The following is a 19,403-nucleotide window of genomic DNA, read 5'->3' on the forward strand; positions in this document are numbered from 1 at the left end:
GCGCTTTAACTCGCATGGAGAATAGCAATGGAATACCGGCAGACAACACCCTCATCGCGGCGTCTTACCAGTGTGCTTTCTATGGCATTGTTATGCGCATTGGCGGGCCCAGCGGCCGCCCAGCAAACCGAAAAACCCAATATTCTAGTGCTGTGGGGCGATGATATTGGTCAATCCAATATTTCTGCCTATACGCATGGCCTGATGGGCTATCAAACGCCCAATATCGACAGCATCGCCAACGACGGCATGATGTTCACCGATTACTACGGTGAGCAATCCTGTACGGCGGGGCGGTCGTCCTTTATTACGGGGCAAAGTGTGTTCCGTACAGGCCTGTCCAAAGTAGGTATGCCCGGCGCCAAAGAGGGCCTCAGCATTGAGGACCCAACTATTGCCGGACTGTTGAAGGCGGAGGGTTATGCCACAGGCCAATTCGGCAAGAACCACCTTGGTGATCGGGACGAACATCTGCCAACCAACAATGGTTTCGATGAGTTTTTCGGCAACCTTTATCACCTCAATGCTGAGGAAGAGCCGGAACTGCCTGACTATCCTGGCGACATGAAGATGCCCGACGGCAAAACCTTCCGTGAAACCTTCGGGCCGCGTGGCGTGATTCACTCCACCGCTGATGGCAAGATCGAAGACACTGGCCCGCTGACTCGTAAACGCATGGAAACCATCGACGACGAATCGTCGGCGGCCGCTCTGGACTTCATGCAGCGTAAAACCGATGAAGGCAAGCCTTGGTTCGTCTGGTGGAACGCGACGCGGATGCACTTCCGTACCCACGTGAAGGATGAGCTGCGCGGCATCTCCGGTCAGAACGAGTACGCTGACGGAATGGTAGAGCACGATCGCCACGTTGGGCTGTTTCTCAAGAAACTGGACGATCTCGGCGTTGCCGACAACACCATCGTATTTTATTCGACCGACAATGGCCCGCACATGAACTCCTGGCCGGACGCGGCAATGACGCCGTTCCGCGGTGAGAAAAACACCAACTGGGAAGGTGGCTGGCGTGTGCCAGCTATGGTTCGCTGGCCGGGCCATATCAAGGAAGGCGTTATTTCCAATGACATCATGCACCACATGGACTGGCTGCCTACCTTCCTTGCCATGGCAGGTAATGAAAACATTACCCAGCAATTGCTGGACGGGGAGGCAGAGGCTATTGGTCGTGAGTACAAGGTGCATTTGGATGGTTATAACTTCCTCCCGTACCTGACTGGAGAGACTGAAGAGTCTCCGCGTCATGAGGTTTTCTACTTCTCTGATGACGGTGATCTGACTGCGCTGCGCTTCAACGACTGGAAGTTGATCTTCATGGAGCAACGGGCTGAAGGTACCTTGAAAGTCTGGGCTAACCCCTTCACTCCGCTGCGTATGCCGCTGATGTTCAACTTGCGTCGCGACCCCTATGAGCGGGCTCAGATTACCTCGAATACCTACTATGACTGGGTGCTGGACCATGCCTTTATGTTGGTCCCGGCGCAGGCCTACGTGGGGCAGTTCCTGGAAACGTTCAAGGAATACCCGCCGCGCATGGAAGCTGCCAGCTTCAGTCTCGACAAGGTACTTGAGAAATTGCAAACCCCACCTGCCAGCCACTAAACCGGCCAGGTGTTTTGTTAGCACCCGCTGGCATGCCAGCGGGTGCTGGCTTGAGTAGTCGGCTTGGATTTTCTTCGGGTTGCTTCACGCAACCGCACTCTGTTTCTGCAAAGTAAAGCATTGCTTCATAGCGGTTGGCCGGCAAAGGTTTGAGTCGCCGCGCGCGTGGAACAGTGGCTCAACAGAACAGGGCACCAAGGGTTCCAGCGACTGACCTACTTCTTTTGGTGGGAATGGATCATGAGTTCTCGAGCTGACATCGAAGCGCTGGAAGCAGCGATTGGCGAGTCCATTATTGGGCAGGCAGCTGTGGTTCGGCGTCTGGTTATCGGTTTGCTGGCCAACGGCAATCTGTTGATTGAAGGCTTGCCCGGCTTGGCGAAAACCCGTGCGATCAAAGCGATGGCGCGGCATCTTGAGGCTGACTTCAGCCGTATACAGTTTACCCCCGACTTGCTGCCCTCGGACGTGACGGGCAGTGACGTCTATCACCAAAGTGAGGATGGCCCGGTGTTTCGTTTCAGCCCAGGGCCGCTATTTGCCAACCTGGTGCTGGCGGACGAAATCAACCGCGCACCAGCCAAGGTGCAGTCTGCATTGCTGGAGGCCATGGAAGAGCGTCAGGTGACGGTCTCCGGTAAAACCCATCCGATGCCAGACCTGTTCATGGTTCTGGCCACGCAAAACCCGATTGAGCAGGAAGGCACCTATCCGCTGCCGGAGGCCCAGTTGGACCGTTTCATCATGAAAGTATTGATCGACTACCCCAGCGTGGATGACGAGGTAGAAGTCATTCGCCTGGTACGTAGCGAAGAGCAGGCGGCCCAGGAAAAGAGTGGCCACTCTACCGCACCGGTTCAGATCGCCCAGAGCGCCATCTTCGCTGCTCGGCGTGAGATTGCCGCGCTGCATGTGGCCGAGCCGGTGGAGCGTTATATGGCCGAGTTGATTGATGCCACGCGGTCACCGCAGCGGCTATCCGAAGATCTGGGTCGCTGGATTGAGCTGGGTGCCAGCCCGCGCGCGAGTTTGGCACTGGATCGCTGCGGCCGCGTGCATGCCTGGTTGAACGGGCGAGACTATCTGGACCCGCAAGACGTGCAGGCGGTCGCGCCCGATGTGCTGCGCCACCGCCTGGGCCTCAGCTTTGCTGCGCAGGGCGAGGGCATCAACATGGAAGCGGTGATTGAGCAACTGTTGGCCGTTGTGGCCTTGCCATGAGTGAGCGGGGCGTTTGCCCCAGGTTGGCAAAGGAGAGCTGAATGGCGTTTTTCCCTAACCGGCGCCCGGCGGAACCTGCGGCTGCGAGTGCAATGCCCGGCGTCGCTGATACCCGCGTACATGTTGATCTGACGCACCTGCGCGGGCTCGAAGGGCATGCCAAAGCGTTGAGTCTCTTGCCCCGGCAACCGGCCAGCAGCGTACTCAGTGGCCGCCACGGTTCCCGGTTGCGCGGTCGCGGCCTAGATTTTCTCGAGTTGCGGGGCTATCTGCCTTCCGACGATGTGCGCAACATCGACTGGCGCGTAACCGCACGCACTGGCGAGCCCCATGTGCGAGTGTTTACCGAAGAGCGTGACCGTCCCGCGTTGATCGTGGTGGACCAGCGTATGTCGATGTTTTTTGGCAGCCAGCATGCGATGAAGTCAGTAACCGCTGCCGAAGCTGCCGCTTTGTTGGCTTTCGCCGTGTTGGCGCAGCAGGACCGGGTTGGTGGCGTGGTGATGACCGACAGCCAGGTCGAGGAGTTTCGCCCGGCGCGCTCGCGGGCCGGCGTAATGCACTTTCTGCAAGCGCTCGCCGCCGCCAACCAGGCGCTGCACGCCGATGCCGCCGCCCCAGCGCCTACCTCGCTGGACAGGGTGCTGGAGTCTGTTGCGCGTCTGGCCCGGCGCGACCATCTGATTATCGTTCTGAGCGATTTTGACGTTATTGGCCCGCACAGCGACTCTTTGTTGAGCGCTTTGTGCCAGCACAACGATGTAGTACTCGCGCCGGTCACCGATCCGCTCGCAGAGCAATTGCCCCATGATCTGAGCCAGGTGGTGTCCGATGGTCGCCAACAGGCACTGCTGAACACGGCGAATGAACAGGTACGGGGCGAGTTGAATGGCGTCTCACAGGCGCGCCGTGAACAATTGCTGGACTGGCAGCGTCGCTTTGGGCTGTCGATCGCGCCCCTCTCGGCCAGTGAGGACGCTGTGCTGCAACTGCATCGCTTGCTTGGTGTCACGCGGGGCAGGAGATAGCTGATGGCTACCGATAGCGCTGTGCCAGCCGATCCGGCAGCCATGCCGATGATGCTGCCGGAGTTGATTGACCTTCTGCCGCCGGTGCCTGAGCCGGAGGCGATTTCCTGGCTGCCGCAGACTTGGGGCTGGGCAGTGCTCGGGTTAACGCTTTTGGTGTTACTGGCCTGGTACGGTTGGCGCGGCTACCGGCATTGGCAGGCCAACCGTTATCGCCGCGCCGCGTTGCAGGAGCTGGAGCATCGGCTCGCTGCGGGCGAGGGTGCCGTGGCCTTGACGGAGGTGTTGCGGCGCACCGCCCTGGTTGCCTTCCCCCGCGCGGAGGTAGCGGCCTTGAGCGGCGATGCATGGTGTGACTTCCTTAACCAGAGCACGGCGCCTGATAAGCCCTGCTTTGATGCCCAGGCGATCGCGCAACTCTCACGTATGACCTATCGCCAGGAAGCCGCCGCGGCCGACGGAGACTCGCTGAATGCCTTGCGCCAGCGGGTCGAGCGTTGGATCAAAACCCATGAGCTGAGCCATGGAGTGGCCCATGATTGAATTGGCCGCGCCGCTTGCTTTGTTGTTGCTGCCCTTGCCGCTCTTGGTGATGTGGCTGGCTCCTGCTCACAAACGCCAGATGCCGGCCCTGCGCTTGCCGTTCTTTCAACGCTACGTTGCCGCTGCCGGAGTGACCCCGGCCGCCGGTGCGCAGGTGGTGCCACGTACGCGCTTGCAGTGGTTGCTGGGTGCTCTTTGCTGGGCACTGCTGGTCTTGGCGCTGGCCAGACCTGAGCAGGTAAGTGCGCCGATCCACTGGCAGACCTCGGCCCGCGATCTGATTCTGGCTGTGGATATTTCCGGCTCGATGGACGAAAACGATTTTGCCGCCAGCGAGGAGGATAAGCTGCAGCGTCTGGCGGGCGTCAAGCAGGTTATCGCCGAGTTTCTGGATGGCCGTGAGGGCGAGCGCATGGCGTTGATTGTGTTTGGCTCGCAAGCGTTCGTGCAGTCACCCCTGACCGAAGATCTGGATACCCTGCAGGCGCTGTTGGCGCGTACCGAAGTCGGCATGGCTGGTCCGCATACCGCATTGGGCGACTCCATCGGCTTGGCCATAAGACAGTTTGACGCCAGTGAGGTGGAACAGAGATTGCTGATCTTGCTGAGCGATGGCGCCGATACCGGTAGCCGCATGAGCCCCATCAACGCCGCCGAAATTGCAGCTGATCGGCGCGTGCGCATCGTCACCATCGCCATTGGCGACCCCGACGGCAGCGGTGAAAATCGGGTAGACACCGCCACCCTGAAAAACATTGCCAACACCACCGGCGGCGCTGCTTTCCTCGCTACCGACCAGGCGGCGCTCAAGCATGTGTATGACCAAATAGATGAGCTGGCGCCGCGCAAGGTGTCTGACCACAGCTACCGCGAACGGCGCTCCTTGGCGGTCTGGCCGATGGGACTGGTGTTTCTGCTGGTGGCGCTGGGCTGGGCTTGGCGTAACTGGGGCCTGCGGCGGAGGCCGGCAGCATGAACCTGCTTGATTCGCTGTCTGCCTTTCACTTCCTGCGCCCGCTTTGGTTTCTTGGGCTGCCGATCATCGTGGGCCTCTGGTGGTGGTATCGGTTCCGTCAGCAGCAAGCCGACCGCATCTCTAGGCACTTTGCGCCGCATTTGGCCAAGGCGCTGCGTACCGGGCAGTCGGCGGCGGGCCGCATTTCCCCGGCCGATACCCTGGCGGCGATGCTGCTGTGCCTGCTGGTGGGGTTGGCCGGGCCAAGCTGGAATCGCATGGCCAATCCCATGGTCAGCCAGACGGCACCGCTGGTAATAGCCCTGGAAGTGTCCCAGGGCATGCTCGCCAATGATGTACCGCCCAACCGGCTGGAGCGCGCCAAACACAAAATTGAAGACTTGCTTGCCACTCGCACCGGGGCCGATACGGCGCTTATTGCCTATGCCGGCTCCGCGCATTTGGTGGTGCCGCTCACCAACGATCCTGAACTCATCAAACCCTACCTGGAAGGCCTGCGGCCGGACATCATGCCCAGCGAGGGCGATGTTGCGGCGCAGGCACTGATCATGGCTGAAGAGCTACTGCAGGCCCGCGATGTGGCCGGCACCATTGTGTTTATCACCGATGGGATGGGCGCGCAGAACGCTCCGGGCTTCGCTGACCGGCAGGAGCGCAACGCGCTGGCTATTTTGCAGATGCTGCCCGAGGGTAAGCAGGATGCCACCCTGGCGGCCATTGACGCCCAGCGCGTGGTGGTGAGCGCGGATAACAGCGATGTAGCGCAGCTGGAAAAGACCCTGGCGACAGCCTACCAGCAGGCGCTGCGCGAAGATGATCGGCTGGCCTGGAAAGATAACGGCGGCTGGCTGGCCTGGCCGGCAGCGCTGCTGGCCCTGTTGTGGTTCCGGCGCGGGTGGGGCCTTGGCGCGGTGGCGTTGCTATTGTGGTTGGCACCGCTGGGCGCCTGGTTGCCGGCCAGTGCCTGGGCGCAGCAAGACAACAGCTCGGTATCCAAACGCGCAGAGACAACCGCAGAGCCCAACTCACCCTGGCTTCAGAGCCTGTGGGATGCTTTCCTGACGCCCGACCAGCAGGGTGCTTGGTGGTTGCAACGGCGTGACTATGCCCGGGCCAGTGAGCACTTTACCGATACTGCCTGGCAGGGCTACGCGCTGTTTCGCGATGGTCAGTACAGCGCGGCAATCAACACTCTGAGTCAGTTGGACACCGCCGATGCGGCGTACACGCAGGGTGTGGCCATGATACGCAACCGCCAGTATCGCGATGCTGTGCAGGCCTTTCAAACCGTCTTGCAGCGCGACCCGGATTACCCCGATGGCGAGAAGAATCTGGCGCTGGCGCAGCAGATTCTGGAATACGTGGAGAAAACCCGAGAACAATCGGATACGGGGGAGGAGAGTGGTGAGGGCGCCGATGACGTGGTGTTCGACAACGAATCCGGCCGCGGTGAGCTCACCCAGATGGCGGGAGAAAAGGGCGATAAGCTGTTGACTGCCGATCAGTGGATCCAATCGATTGATGCCGACACCAGTGATTACCTGCGCCAACGCTTTGCCTTGGAAGCAGCGGAGGCCAAGCCATGATGCGGACCCTGTACAGGTGCCTGCGCCGGTCTCATCTGGGCGCCGCCGTGCTGTGCGGCGCGATGTTTTGCGCGACTGTCTCTGCGGTCTATGCGCAGGAGCAAGCGCAAACTCAGCCACTGTCTGAGAATAGCGCGGCGCAACAAAGCGACGAGAGCGCAGATGCAGGCGCGCTGGCCCCCAAAGTCACCAGCGAGCTGATGCCAGATGAAGTCGCGCCCGGCCAAAGTGCGCGCTTGCGCGTCACGGTATTGGTACCTACCTACATGCCCAGACCGGTCGAATTTGCCGATCTGGATCAGGCCAACCTGCGAGTGCGGCTGGGCGAGCGGGCTACTACGCCCCTGAGTCGTCGCATGGACGGTCGCACCTGGTCCGGGGTGACGCGCACCTATCAACTTACGCCACTTGCGCCAGGGCAGTACAACCTGGGGCCGGCCAAGCTGACGATTACCTTCCAGCACCCGGACAGCGGCGAGATAGTAAGTGAAGCGGCAGAAACCGACGTTCAGACGCTGACGGCCACAGTACCGCCGGCCGCCGCTGGCTTGTCGCCGTATATCGCCGGTCGCTCATTGTCTTTGAGTCAGACGTTCACTACCACGCGAGCTGGCGCTGAAGAAAGCGAAGGTGCTGTTGAGCAGATTGACGCCAGCAGCGAGGGGACAGTGGAGCTGGCAGTGGGGGATAGTCTGAAACGCGACATCACCTTGGCCATTGAGGGTGGCAGCGTGTTGCTGCTGCCCTCGTTGAATGAGCAGGCGAGTGCTGCCGGGATGGAAGTTTATACCGCATCGCCCAAGGTAAGTGAGCACGAAGCCGGTGGTGAGCGGAGTGAAAGCGTGACTTATATTGCGCAGCAGAGTGGCCATGCCAGCTTGCCGTCACTCTCTTTGCGTTGGTATGACACGCAGAGTGAAAAGGTAGCTACGGTGCAACTGGAGGGACTGGCGCTGAGCATCAAGGGCGGCGGTTTTCCTGCGGTCGGTCAGCGCAGCGACTTCGCCTGTTGGTGGCTGCTGATGCCGCTGTTAGGGTTGCTGCTCTTGCTCTGGGCCTGCCGGCGCTGGCTGTTGCCTCTGTGGCAGCAGCGGCAGCAGAAGTTGGCACAGCAGCAAGAGGCGCTCGGCGTCGGCGCGCTTGCCGATCTGCACAAGGCAGCGAAAGCAAGGCACTACGCAGCCAGCTTGACGGCCTGGCAGCACTTGCAGCAGTGCGTACCGGTGTTGTCTGCGCACCGCCGCGCAGCTGTTATCGAGGCGCTGGCGGGCATCGGGCAGCAACGCTACGGCACCGGTGCTGGCACGGAAACTTCGGCGTTATGGCAGACGCTGGAGCAGGCCTTGCCCTCCGCCGGTGACCTGCGCGCCAGCGCGGAACCCGGTGTGCTGCCCGAGCTTAACCCGCACGCGCGCCCACAGACGGTGGCCTGAAGCGTCCGGCAATACTGCTGTGCTTCCAGGCGCCGCTGATTATCCCCTGACCACACCGCACCAACTCAACATAGCAGATGCATGCTTGAACGCTGGTCCTGCAGCGCTCAGGGGGGATAGCACGTTGTTTTGTGGTTTCTCTACCGCTCTAGCTATGCCTTCGAAGCACCGCCGTGATGGCGACCCGGTCTGATCGCCAAAGCGCCTGCAGACTTGATCAGCGCTCCTTAACGGCGGTTGAAGCGTTCAACCAGGTTCACCTGTTGCTCCGCGGTGGCTGCCAGTTCGCCGCTCAGGTCGGCACTGCGCTGGGCCTCCTGCGAGGTAGTGTCGGCGAGGCTGGCGATATTGGTGACGTTGCGGTTGATCTCTTCCGCAACGCTGCTTTGCTCCTCGGCGGCACTGGCAATCTGGCCGGCCATTTCATTGATGCGCTCTACGGCCTGGCGGATGCCTTCCAACGCGTCGTCTGCCTCTATGACCTGTGCAACACCACGCTCGGCCTGCTCGTTGCCGATGCGCATGCTGTCGACTGTACCTTGGGCGGCGTGTTGCAGGTTGGCGATCAGGCTGTGGATCTGCTCGGTTGACTCGGCCGTACGGCTGGCGAGTGCGCGCACCTCGTCGGCGACCACGGCAAAGCCGCGACCCTGCTCGCCGGCGCGGGCGGCTTCGATAGCGGCATTCAAGGCCAGCAGGTTGGTCTGCTCGGCAATGCCTTTGATCACGTCGACTACCGTACCAATCTCGCGCGCATCGCTGGCCAGTTTATTGGCGACGGTGGTCGCGGTGTTGACGGCGCCTGACAGGTTCTCAATGGATTCGCGAGCTTTGGTCGCGACGTTTTTGCCGTGCAGTGCCAGCTCGCTGGCGTCGCGGGTGGCGGTGGCGGTGCTTTGGACGTTGCCCGATACCTCCTGGGTGGCGGCGGCCATTTCGTTGATGGCGGCGGCAACCAGGTCGGTCTCGTTGCGTTGCTGGGCAAGCCCTGTGCTGCTTTGGCTAGCCAGCTGACTGGCTTCACCGGCCTGCCGCTTGAGCTGCTCGGCGCTGTCGGCCAACCGGGTCAGGCAGGTTTGCAGCCGCGCTTGCTGGCTGTGGATGGCCATTTCGATTTGCCCCAAGGCGCCGTGAAACGGCGTGTACATCTGCGCCAGCAGCGGGTCGGTAATGCTGCTGTCGGCAGCGTTGATAATGCGGTTCAGACGTTGATCAAGTGCGGCTTTCAGCGCGATGCCGGCAGGCAGGCCGAGCACGGCGCCCAAAGCGATGCCAGGTGCGCCAAGCAGCGCGCCGGCGGCACCACCCACTGCCAGCATCAGTGCGCTGGGCACCACGTGTAGCGCCACGCCAGACCAGTCGGCGGGGATCGCTTTTTTCCCTTTGTTCAGCCGCGCATAAAGTTCTTCGGCCCGCTGAACCTGGCCGGGTGTGGTCTTCACGCGCACCGATTCATAGCCCTGAATCTGGCCGCCTTCATAGATGGGGGTTACAAAGGCGTTGACCCAATAGTGGTCACCGTTCTTGCAGCGGTTTTTTACGATGCCCATCCAGGCGTGCCCCTGCTTCAGGTCGCCCCACATGTGACCGAATACAGCTGAGGGCGTATCCGGGTGGCGCACCATGTTATGCGGGCTGCCGATCAACTCTGCACGCTCAAAGCCACTGACATCGACGAAGGCGTCGTTGCAATAAGTGATGATGCCCTTGAGGTTGGTGGTAGAGATCAGGCGTTGCTCTTCCGGAAAGGTGCGCTCTCGCTGGGTGACGGGCTGATTGTTGCGCATATCGGCATCCTTGACTGGAGTTGCGGGATTTTATTCCCGTCGTGTTGTCTATTCTGTGGTTATCGGCTGCAATCGGAATGGCTGAATAGCCGGTTGCAGAGGCTGGTTTTGCTTAGTACGGTGAAAACAGCCTGTCGATTCATAACTATGTAATAGACCGTGATTTCGAGTTAAGCCAATCAAAAGCCGGTTCGTAGCCGGCTGAGAGGAGACGACTGAATGTCTGTAGTCAACAGTTTGAAAACGCACTCCACACTGGATGTGGCCGGCAAGACCTACCAGTTTCATTCCCTGCAAAAGGCCGCTGAGCAACTCAAGGGCATCGACAAATTGCCCAAATCACTCAAGGTGTTGCTGGAAAACCTGCTGCGCAACGAGGATGGTGAGACGGTGACCGGGGCGGACATTCAGGCCATGGCTGACTGGCTCGAGGCGCGGCATTCTGACCGCGAAATCCAGTACCGTCCAGCGCGGGTATTAATGCAGGACTTTACCGGCGTGCCGGCGGTGGTCGATTTGGCGGCGATGCGTGACGCCGTGGCCCGCGCCGGTGGTGACCCGCAGCAGATCAATCCGCTGTCGCCGGTCGATCTGGTGATTGATCACTCGGTCATGGTCGACCGGTTTGCCACCGACGAAGCCTTTCATCAGAACGTTGAAATCGAGATGCAGCGCAATGGTGAGCGCTATGCGTTCCTGCGCTGGGGTCAGACAGCCTTCGACAACTTCCGCGTGGTGCCGCCGGGTACCGGTATCTGCCACCAGGTGAACCTGGAGTATCTGGCGCAGAGCGTCTGGGCCTCCGAGGTCGACGGCAAGCTCTGGGCCTATCCTGACACGCTGGTAGGTACCGACTCGCATACCACTATGGTCAACGGCCTGGGTGTACTGGGCTGGGGTGTCGGCGGTATTGAAGCAGAGGCGGCGATGCTGGGGCAGCCAGTGTCGATGCTGATTCCCGAGGTTATCGGCTTCAAGCTGACGGGCAAGTTGCGCGAAGGCATGACCGCTACGGATCTGGTGCTGACAGTTACCCAGATGCTGCGCAAGCGCGGCGTGGTCGGCAAGTTTGTCGAATTTTACGGCGATGGCCTGGCCGATCTGCCGCTGGCGGATCGCGCGACTATCGCCAACATGGCGCCCGAGTACGGTGCGACCTGCGGGTTCTTCCCGGTGGATGACATCACGCTGGGCTATATGCGTTTGAGCGGTCGCCCTGACGAGGTAATTGCGCGGGTGGAGGCGTACAGCAAGGCGCAGGGTCTGTGGCGTGAGCCAGGCGATGAGCCGGCCTTTACCGACAGCCTGCATCTGGACATGGCCGAGGTGGAAGCCAGCCTGGCCGGGCCCAAGCGCCCGCAGGACCGGGTGGCACTGCCGGATATCCCCGACGCCTTTGATGACCTGCTGGCGCTGCAGGTGGCTCCCGCCGATCAGGAACAGGCACGCCTGGAAGGTGAGGGCGGTGGCGGCACTGCAGTGGGTGCGCAGAATGCCCAGGCGACCATTACGGTGGATGGCAAAGAGCACGTGATGAGCCACGGTGCGGTGGTGATCGCGGCGATTACCTCCTGTACCAATACGTCCAACCCCAGTGTGATGATGGCGGCGGGGCTGGTGGCGAAGAAGGCCATCGAGCGCGGTTTGATGCGTAAGCCCTGGGTCAAATCTTCGCTGGCTCCCGGCTCCAAGGTGGTGACCGACTACCTGGAAAAAGCCGGTTTGACTGATTACCTGGACCAGCTGGGTTTCAATCTGGTGGGTTATGGCTGCACGACCTGTATCGGCAACTCCGGCCCGCTGCCCGATGACATCGCCCATGCGGTGAGCGAGAACGATCTGGTGGTCTCTGCCGTGCTTTCGGGCAATCGCAACTTTGAAGGCCGCGTGCATCCGCAGGTAAAAGCCAACTGGCTGGCCTCGCCGCCGCTGGTGGTGGCGTACGCCCTGGCGGGCAACACGCGCCTGAACTTGGCCGAAGAGCCGTTGGGGCTGGATGCCGAGAACAAGCCGGTATTCCTCAAGGATATCTGGCCCAGCAACGCGGAAATCGCCGACGCTGTTGCTCAGGTTGAAGATGGCATGTTTCGCTCGCGCTACGCCGATGTGTTCAGCGGCGACGAGCATTGGCAGTCGATTCAGATCAGCGAGGGAAAAACCTATGCCTGGCAGAACGACTCTACCTATGTGAAGAACCCGCCGTATTTCGACGAGATTGATCAGCCGCTCAAACCGCTGGTGGATGTGCAGCAGGCACGCGTGCTGGCAGTATTTGGCGACTCCATTACCACCGATCACATCTCGCCCGCCGGCAACATCAAGGCCAGCTCGCCCGCCGGCGAGTATCTGCAGAGCCTGGGTGTGAAACCCGACGACTTCAACTCCTACGGTTCGCGGCGCGGTAATCATGAGGTGATGATGCGCGGCACCTTCGCCAATATCCGCATTCGCAACCGTATGCTGGGCGGTGAAGAGGGTGGTGAAACAATCCATACGCCTAGCGGTGAACGCATGGCGATTTACGATGCTGCGATGCGCTATCAGCAAGAAGGCACACCGCTGGTGGTGCTGGCGGGCAAGGAGTACGGCACTGGCTCCAGCCGCGACTGGGCGGCCAAGGGCACCAACCTGCTGGGTGTAAAAGCCGTGCTGGCCGAAAGCTTTGAGCGTATTCACCGCTCCAATCTGGTCGGTATGGGCGTCCTGCCATTGCAGTTCAAGGAAGGCCAGAACGTCGCCAGCCTGGGATTGGACGGCCACGAGGTGATCGACATCCAGGGTATCAACGATGACCTCAAACCCGGCCAAAGCCTCAAGGTCGTTGCCACCACCAGCAAGGGTGACAAGGTCAACTTCGACGTGCTGTGCCGCATCGATACGCGCAACGAGATTGATTACTTCAAAGCGGGCGGGATCTTGCACTACGTGCTGCGCGATCTGATCGGCAGCTAAAGGACGCTGCGCCGGCAAGGCCGGCGCTGTGCTCCTCCAGAAGGGCCGGGTTCCATCCCGGCCAGCGTCGGCGCGTTGCTGATGCAGTGGGTCGAGATGGAATTCGACCCTCACAGAAGCGGGCACGTGCCTTTCCGGGAGCACTACTTCTATCCCGGCCACCACTGCCTTTGGCGGCCTGCCGGAGATACAAATAAGTACGGGTTGAACCGCGCCGAGCACCAGGTGCGGTAATTCCGCGCACCCAAAAATAAATATAAGTTGTTGTTTTAACTGGCTTCTGGCGAGGCGTACAAGGTCCGGTTTCAGCAAATTATGTAAATGTGATTTTCTTACACATTTTGTAACATGTATGCTGTGGCTCACTTGATAGTGATTCCCGTTCCCATACCCGGTTGGTGGTGATGCTCGTTCCCTTTCTTATCATGTTGCGTGAAGGCCTTGAGGCCGCTTTGATTGTCGGCATTATTGCCAGTTACTTGCGCCAGACCGGTCGGGGTGCCTGGATGCCGGCGGTGTGGATAGGTGTTTTTCTTGCCGCGACCCTGGCGCTGCTGGTTGGCGCGGGCCTGCAATTGGTCAGCGCCGAGTTTCCGCAGCGCGAGCAGGAGATGTTCGAGGCGGTGATTGGCTTGCTGGCGGTGGGCGTGTTGACCTGGATGGTCTTCTGGATGCGGCGTGCGGCCCAAGGGCTGCGGACGGAGTTGACCGGCGCACTGGATAGCGCCTTTGCCCGTGGCCAGAGCCACACCTACGCGCTGATCGGCATGGTATTTCTCGCCGTGGCGCGCGAGGGGCTGGAGTCGGTGTTCTTTCTGCTGGCCATTTTTCAGCAAAGCCGCGGAAGTGGCGCACCCTTGGGCGCGTTGCTCGGTGTGCTGTGCTCAGTCGCTGCTGGCTGGGCGTTCTATCGCGGCAGCCTGCGGCTCAATCTCAAGCACTTTTTCCGTCTGACCGGGTTGTTCATCCTGCTGGTAGCAGCGGGCCTGTTTGCCGGTTCGGTGCGCGCCATGCACGAGGCGGGTTGGTGGAACCAGGCTCAGCAGGTGCTATTTGATCTGAGTGCCTGGCTGCCGCTGGACACGCCGTTGGGCAGCGTTTTTGCCGGCGTGTTTGGCTATCAGCCGGCGCCCAGCCTGAGCGAAGTGGTGGCCTATCTGGGTTATCTGGCGGTCACGCTCGCGCTGTTCTTCCGCACTCAACGCCTGTCGCCGCTGCCGGCGCGGGCTGATGTTGTCCGTTAAGCCTACAAGCGAGTTTTCCATGTCTGATTCAAAGTCGTCTTCCGCGGCGCCATCAGCCGGCCTGCTGCGTCTGGGTATGGTTCTGGCGGCGCTGCTGCTGTTGGCCGCACTGGGGCTGTTTTATCTCTCGTTGGGGCATAACACCGGCGATCAGCAGGTAGGCACCGAGATTGTGATTACTGCCCGGGGCTGCGAGCCGAACGCGGTCACCGTGCCAGCGGGGCAGCCGCGCTTCACGGTGATCAACCAGAGTGAGCGCGCCATTGAGTGGGAGATTCTCGACGGTGTAATGGTGCTGGAGGAGCGCGAGAACATTGCCCCGCAGTTGCGCCAGCCCATCACCGCGACGCTGGCGCCGGGCGAGTACCAGATGACCTGCGGCCTGCTCAGCAATCCACGGGGCACGCTGACCGTCACCGCGGTGGCCGGCCAACCGGCCGGCGCTACCCTGTCTCCCAAGGCGCTGATCGGGCCGCTGGCGGAATACCGGGTCTACCTGACGTTACAGGGGCGCGAGCTGGATCGCGCTGCGCAGGCGTTGCAGAGCGCGATTGCTGCAGACGACCTGACGGCGGCGCAGGACGCCTATCGCCAGGCGCGACTGATTGATCAGCGCATGGCCCCTGCGATTGGCCTGTTCAGCGATCTGGATCAGCGCCTGAATGCCCGTGCCGACTACTTTGCCGAGCGCGAACAGGATTCGGCTTTTTCCGGTTTTCAGCGTTTGGCCTATGGCCTGTTCGAACAAGGCAGCACGGCGGAGCTGCTGCCGGTGGCAGACCAGTTGAGGGCGGATATTCAGCAACTGCGCGAGCGACTGCGCAATGACGGCGTACCGGCACCGCAGCTGGCTCAGGGGCAGGCGCGGGTGTTGCAGTCCTGGCATGACCAGCAGCGCACGCAAGCGCAGCTCACACCGCGTGAACTGGATGATTTGCGCGGCCTGCAGCAAGGCGCAGACAAAGTGGTGAGTCTGCTGGCGCCGCTGTTACCCGATGCCGATGAGCTGCAGCAAGCGCTGGGGGCACTGGATCAGCAGCTGCAGCACAAGCCGGCAGAACGCAGTGCGCTGTTGCGCGATACCCAGGCGTTGGCGGCGGCGCTGCAGCAGGTCAATGGCGAGCTGGCCTCGGCGTACTGAGTGCGCTGCACGGTGAAAGTAAACAAAGGTGGTTAAAGCATGAGTGAGTACGACAACAACGCCGGTGGCGGCTGTCCCTTCGCCGGTCTGAACCGACGGCGGTTTTTGCAAGGCTTGGGCGCTGCCGGTCTGGGGGCGGCCAGCCTGAGCGCCGTCGCTGCCGCTAACACTGCTGGCGGTCAGGGCAGGGCGGTAGAGGTAACAGATGCGCCCTCGAGCGCCGCCACCTTTCAGGCACATGACTTTCATGGTGCGCATCAGCAGGGCATTACCACGCCGCGCCCGGCGGTGGGCATGATCGCCGCCTTCGATGTGCTGAGTACCGATCGCGCGGGCCTTGAGCGCTTACTGCGGATACTGTCCGAGCGCATTGCCTTTCTGACCCGCGGCGGTCGAGTAGAACAGCGCGACGCGCGCTTCCCACCGACCGACTCCGGCATCCTCGGCCCGCAGGTAGCGCCCGATGCGCTGACCATCACCGTGTCGGTGGGGGCCTCATTGTTTGATCAGCGGTTTGGGCTGGCAGCGGCCAAGCCGCGCCATCTGCAGCGTATGGTGGCATTCCCCAACGACGCCTTGGACGCAGCACGTTGCCATGGCGATTTGTCTTTGCAGTTCTGTGCCAACACCGAAGGCACCACCATTCACGCGCTGCGCGACATTATCAAGAACACCCCCGGTCTTTTGTTGCTGCGCTGGAAGCAGGAGGGCACCGTGCCGGTGATGGCGCCTAAAGCCGACGGCTCCACCGAGAGTGCGCGTAACTATCTGGGTTTTCGTGATGGTACCGCCAACCCGCAGGCCGATGACCGCCAGCTGATGCAGAAGGTGGTTTGGGTCGATGGCAGCGAGGGTGAACCAGCCTGGGCGCGTAATGGCAGCTATCAGGCGGTGCGCATCATTCGCAATTTTGTCGAGCGCTGGGATCGCACGCCGCTGCAGGAGCAAGAAGCCATTTTTGGCCGCCGGCGTGACAGCGGCGCGCCCATGTCGGGCACCGTGGAGCACGATGAGCCGCACTATGCCGATGACCCGAAGGGTGAGATTACCGCGCTGGACTCACATATCCGTCTGGCCAACCCGCGCACTGCGGGCAGCGAGCGCAATCTGATTCTGCGTCGGCCGTTCAATTACTCCAATGGCGTTGAGGCTAATGGCCAGCTGGATATGGGCTTGCTGTTCATTGCTTATCAGGCCGACCTGGAGGCGGGTTTTATCAGCGTACAACAGCGCCTGGATGGCGAGCCGCTGGAGGAATACATCAAACCGGTGGGTGGGGGCTATTTCTTTACCCTGCCGGGCATACAACAGGGGGATTTCCTGGGCAGCAGCCTGCTGACTGCCAGCTGAACCCCGTTATTCGTCGATTGGCCATACCCTTCATTTGCTGGAGAGAAAAAATGTCATTACCTCGCACCTTGTTTATTGCCGCCAGCGCCTTTGGCCTGATCGGCATGCAGGCCTCAGCGCACGCAGCGGTGGCGCCGCAGGATCTGGTCGCGCCCATCACTGATTACAAACTCTATGTGCTGGATAATCTGGAGCAGTTTACTGCCCACAGCCGCGAATTCACCGAGGCCATCAAGGCCGGTGACGTGAAGAAAGCGCAGGCGCTCTACGCCCCCTCGCGCGTTTACTACGAGCGCATCGAGCCGATTGCCGAGCTCTTTGCCGATCTGGATGCCAGCATCGATGCGCGGGAAGATGACTATGAGAAAGGCGTCAAGGACCCGGAGTTCACCGGCTTTCATCGCCTGGAATACGCGCTCTTTCACGATCAGAGCACTGATGGCATGGCGCCTTACGCAGAGCGCCTGATGAGCGATGTGGAAGATCTGGAACAACGCGTTGCCGGCTTGACCTTCCCGCCTGAGAAAGTCGTGGGCGGCGCAGCAGCGCTGATGGAAGAAGTGGCCGCCACCAAGGTGTCGGGGGAAGAGGACCGTTACAGCCGCACCGACCTGTGGGATTTTCAGGGCAACGTCGACGGCGCCAAGAAAATCTTTGAACTGGTCAAGCCGCTGGCGGCGGAAGAAGATGCCGCCTTCGTGCAGCGCGTGGAAGACAACTTTGCTTCGATGGAAGCGACGCTGGCGCATTACTACGTGCAGAAAGGCGATGTAGACAGCGGCTTTGTCAGTTACGAGCAGGTCAGCGATGCCGACCGCCGTGCGCTGGTGGGACCGGTGACAGTGCTGGCCGAAGAGCTATCTACGCTGCGTGGATTGCTGGGTCTGAACTGACGTCCTGCAGGCATCCCTGACCAGTAGGCAGTGCCGACAACGGCGCTGCCTGCCCGGCCGCGCTGGCGGCTTACGGCTGTGCTCAGGTTGGGTCGCGAGTGGCCAGGAGGCGCCGTCTGCAGCGCCTCCGCTCAGTGCTCATCCCGCACACGGCGAATCGCGTCAAGCCAGCCATCATATAGCGCGTTGCGTTTCTCTTCGCTCATCTGCGGGGTGAAGGTGCGCTCACAGGCCCAGTGCCTGGCGATATGCTCCAGGCTGTCGAACATCCCCAATTGCAGTCCCGCCAAATACGCGGCGCCCAGCGCAGTGGTCTCGGTCACTTGTGGTCGGTCGACGGTCACGCCGAGTATGTTGGCCAGCTCCTGCACTACCCAGTTATTGATCACCATGCCGCCGTCCACCCGCAGGGCGGCGGTGCTGTGGGCGCCGTCAGCGGTCATGGCGTCGAGCAGGTCGCGGGTCTGGAAGCAGACCGACTGCAGCCCGGCGGTGACAATCTGCGCGATGCCGGTATCGCGGGTCAGACCGAAGATGGCGCCGCGTGCGGCCGGGTCCCAGTAGGGCGCGCCCAGGCCGGTGAAGGCCGGCACCAGATAGACGCCGGTGGTGCCGCCGGCTTCGCGCGCCAGGGCTTCGGTTTCACCGGCGTTCTGAATCAGCTTGAGGCCATCGCGCAGCCATTGAATCGCTGCGCCGGCAACAAAGATGCTGCCCTCCAGCGCGTAGGTGGTTTCGCCCTTGAGCCGATAACCCACAGTGGTCAGCAGACGGTTGCTGGAGCGTACCGGCTCACTGCCAGTGTTCATCACCATGAAGCAGCCGGTGCCGTAGGTGCTCTTGACCATGCCTGGGCTGAAGCACGCCTGGCCGATCAGCGCGGCCTGCTGGTCGCCGGCAATACCGCAGACCGGGATGCTGGCGCCGAGCAGCTCGGCGTCGGTCTGGCCGAAATCGGCGGCGCTGTCCATTACCTCTGGCAGCAGGCTGGCAGGAATATCCAGCAGGGTGAGCAGTTCCTCATCCCAGCATTGCTGATGAATGTTGAACAGCATGGTGCGTGAGGCGTTGGTGGCGTCGGTGCGGTGCACTTGGCCCCCGGTGAGGCGCCAGAGCAGAAAGGTATCGACGGTGCCGAAGCGCAGCTCGCCGCGTTCGGCGCGCGCGCGCGCGCCCTCGACGTGCTCCAGCAACCAGCGCAGTTTGGTGGCGGAAAAATAGGGGTCGATCAGCAGGCCGGTATGTTCGGTCACCATGGTTTCGTGGCCGGCGGCCTTGAGCTCGGCGCAGAAGTCGGCGGTACGGCGGTCCTGCCAGACGATGGCGTGGTAGAGCAGCTCGCCGGTTTGCGCGTCCCACAGCAAGGTGGTCTCGCGCTGATTGGTAATGCCGATGCCCGCCACCTGATCGGCACTGATGCCAGCTTTTTCGAGCACCTCGCGGCAGACCGCCAGGGTGCTGTTCCAGATATCTTCACCGTCGTGCTCCACCCAGCCGTCATGCGGAAAATGCTGAGCAAATTCCTGCTGCGCAGTAAATTCGGGCTTGCCGGCGGCCGAGAACAGGATGGCGCGGCTGCTGGTGGTGCCCTGGTCGATGGCGAGAATGGGGTTGGCCATAAGGCTGGAGTCC

General features: G+C 61.4%; 14 protein-coding genes. 12 read left to right on the forward strand and 2 right to left on the reverse strand.

What is annotated here, in order from left to right:
- The first annotated feature begins 81 nt into the window (after nt 1-81).
- The 7 genes from BLU26_RS00600 (at nt 82) to BLU26_RS00630 (ending at nt 8,404) form a co-directional block, all read left to right on the forward strand.
- Nucleotides 82-1,617, forward strand: a complete 1,536-nt coding sequence (locus BLU26_RS00600) for an arylsulfatase (RefSeq protein ID WP_197674513.1) — start codon at nt 82-84, stop codon at nt 1,615-1,617.
- Between the two features lie 240 nt (nt 1,618-1,857).
- Entirely contained in the window at nt 1,858-2,838 is a 981-nt protein-coding gene (locus BLU26_RS00605) for an AAA family ATPase (RefSeq protein ID WP_092283025.1), read from the forward strand.
- Between the two features lie 41 nt (nt 2,839-2,879).
- Nucleotides 2,880-3,866 carry a DUF58 domain-containing protein gene (locus BLU26_RS00610; protein ID WP_197674514.1) on the forward strand — a complete coding sequence of 329 codons (987 nt, stop codon included), beginning with the start codon at nt 2,880-2,882 and terminating at the stop codon, nt 3,864-3,866.
- A gap of 3 nt (nt 3,867-3,869) precedes the next feature.
- Nucleotides 3,870-4,409, forward strand: a complete 540-nt coding sequence (locus BLU26_RS00615) for a DUF4381 domain-containing protein (protein ID WP_092283026.1) — start codon at nt 3,870-3,872, stop codon at nt 4,407-4,409.
- A complete protein-coding gene (locus tag BLU26_RS00620; protein WP_092283027.1) occupies nt 4,402-5,385 on the forward strand; it encodes a VWA domain-containing protein in 984 nt (327 codons plus the stop codon). The genes BLU26_RS00615 and BLU26_RS00620 overlap by 8 nt, the downstream gene beginning before the upstream one ends.
- Nucleotides 5,382-6,971: a VWA domain-containing protein gene (locus BLU26_RS00625; RefSeq protein ID WP_092283028.1), complete on the forward strand. Its 1,590-nt coding sequence runs from the start codon at nt 5,382-5,384 to the stop codon at nt 6,969-6,971. Before BLU26_RS00620 ends, BLU26_RS00625 begins: the two co-directional genes overlap by 4 nt.
- The gene (locus tag BLU26_RS00630; RefSeq protein ID WP_092283029.1) at nt 6,968-8,404 is read left to right on the forward strand and encodes a BatD family protein; all 1,437 of its coding nucleotides are present in this window, start codon (nt 6,968-6,970) and stop codon (nt 8,402-8,404) included. The genes BLU26_RS00625 and BLU26_RS00630 overlap by 4 nt, the downstream gene beginning before the upstream one ends.
- Before the next feature lie 227 nt (nt 8,405-8,631).
- Here the strand turns inward: BLU26_RS00630 and BLU26_RS00635 are convergent, their stop codons facing one another.
- Entirely contained in the window at nt 8,632-10,191 is a 1,560-nt protein-coding gene (locus BLU26_RS00635; RefSeq protein ID WP_092283030.1) for a methyl-accepting chemotaxis protein, read from the reverse strand.
- A 219-nt stretch (nt 10,192-10,410) separates the two neighbouring features.
- Here BLU26_RS00635 and acnA point away from each other — a divergent pair, with 219 nt between their 5' ends.
- The 5 genes from acnA (at nt 10,411) to efeO (ending at nt 17,771) form a co-directional block, all read left to right on the forward strand.
- Nucleotides 10,411-13,143 carry an aconitate hydratase AcnA gene (acnA, locus tag BLU26_RS00640; protein ID WP_092283031.1) on the forward strand — a complete coding sequence of 911 codons (2,733 nt, stop codon included), beginning with the start codon at nt 10,411-10,413 and terminating at the stop codon, nt 13,141-13,143.
- 404 nt (nt 13,144-13,547) lie between these two features.
- Nucleotides 13,548-14,387 carry an iron uptake transporter permease EfeU gene (gene efeU, locus BLU26_RS00645; protein WP_092283032.1) on the forward strand — a complete coding sequence of 280 codons (840 nt, stop codon included), beginning with the start codon at nt 13,548-13,550 and terminating at the stop codon, nt 14,385-14,387.
- A gap of 19 nt (nt 14,388-14,406) precedes the next feature.
- Entirely contained in the window at nt 14,407-15,528 is a 1,122-nt protein-coding gene (locus tag BLU26_RS00650; protein ID WP_172830622.1) for a cupredoxin domain-containing protein, read from the forward strand.
- Nucleotides 15,529-15,567: 39 nt separating this feature from the next.
- Nucleotides 15,568-16,878 (forward strand): iron uptake transporter deferrochelatase/peroxidase subunit, encoded by a 1,311-nt coding sequence (efeB, locus tag BLU26_RS00655; protein WP_092283034.1) that lies wholly within the window; start codon nt 15,568-15,570, stop codon nt 16,876-16,878.
- Between the two features lie 50 nt (nt 16,879-16,928).
- Nucleotides 16,929-17,771, forward strand: a complete 843-nt coding sequence (gene efeO, locus BLU26_RS00660) for an iron uptake system protein EfeO (protein WP_092283035.1) — start codon at nt 16,929-16,931, stop codon at nt 17,769-17,771.
- A 131-nt stretch (nt 17,772-17,902) separates the two neighbouring features.
- Here efeO and glpK read toward each other — a convergent pair whose 3' ends face one another.
- Nucleotides 17,903-19,390: a glycerol kinase GlpK gene (glpK, locus tag BLU26_RS00665; protein WP_092283036.1), complete on the reverse strand. Its 1,488-nt coding sequence runs from the start codon at nt 19,388-19,390 to the stop codon at nt 17,903-17,905.
- Between the last annotated feature and the right edge of the window lie 13 nt (nt 19,391-19,403).

It is taken from the genome of Halopseudomonas sabulinigri, from assembly GCF_900105255.1.
GTDB lineage: Bacteria > Pseudomonadota > Gammaproteobacteria > Pseudomonadales > Pseudomonadaceae > Halopseudomonas > Halopseudomonas sabulinigri.

Coding starts and splice junctions, on each gene's coding strand:
- BLU26_RS00600 (WP_197674513.1), top strand. CDS start 82: ATGGCATTGTTATGCGCATTGGCGGGCCCAGCGGCCGCCCAGCAAACC.
- BLU26_RS00605 (WP_092283025.1), top strand. CDS start 1,858: ATGAGTTCTCGAGCTGACATCGAAGCGCTGGAAGCAGCGATTGGCGAG.
- BLU26_RS00610 (WP_197674514.1), top strand. CDS start 2,880: ATGGCGTTTTTCCCTAACCGGCGCCCGGCGGAACCTGCGGCTGCGAGT.
- BLU26_RS00615 (WP_092283026.1), top strand. CDS start 3,870: ATGGCTACCGATAGCGCTGTGCCAGCCGATCCGGCAGCCATGCCGATG.
- BLU26_RS00620 (WP_092283027.1), top strand. CDS start 4,402: ATGATTGAATTGGCCGCGCCGCTTGCTTTGTTGTTGCTGCCCTTGCCG.
- BLU26_RS00625 (WP_092283028.1), top strand. CDS start 5,382: ATGAACCTGCTTGATTCGCTGTCTGCCTTTCACTTCCTGCGCCCGCTT.
- BLU26_RS00630 (WP_092283029.1), top strand. CDS start 6,968: ATGATGCGGACCCTGTACAGGTGCCTGCGCCGGTCTCATCTGGGCGCC.
- BLU26_RS00635 (WP_092283030.1), bottom strand. CDS start 10,191: ATGCGCAACAATCAGCCCGTCACCCAGCGAGAGCGCACCTTTCCGGAA.
- acnA (WP_092283031.1), top strand. CDS start 10,411: ATGTCTGTAGTCAACAGTTTGAAAACGCACTCCACACTGGATGTGGCC.
- efeU (WP_092283032.1), top strand. CDS start 13,548: ATGCTCGTTCCCTTTCTTATCATGTTGCGTGAAGGCCTTGAGGCCGCT.
- BLU26_RS00650 (WP_172830622.1), top strand. CDS start 14,407: ATGTCTGATTCAAAGTCGTCTTCCGCGGCGCCATCAGCCGGCCTGCTG.
- efeB (WP_092283034.1), top strand. CDS start 15,568: ATGAGTGAGTACGACAACAACGCCGGTGGCGGCTGTCCCTTCGCCGGT.
- efeO (WP_092283035.1), top strand. CDS start 16,929: ATGTCATTACCTCGCACCTTGTTTATTGCCGCCAGCGCCTTTGGCCTG.
- glpK (WP_092283036.1), bottom strand. CDS start 19,390: ATGGCCAACCCCATTCTCGCCATCGACCAGGGCACCACCAGCAGCCGC.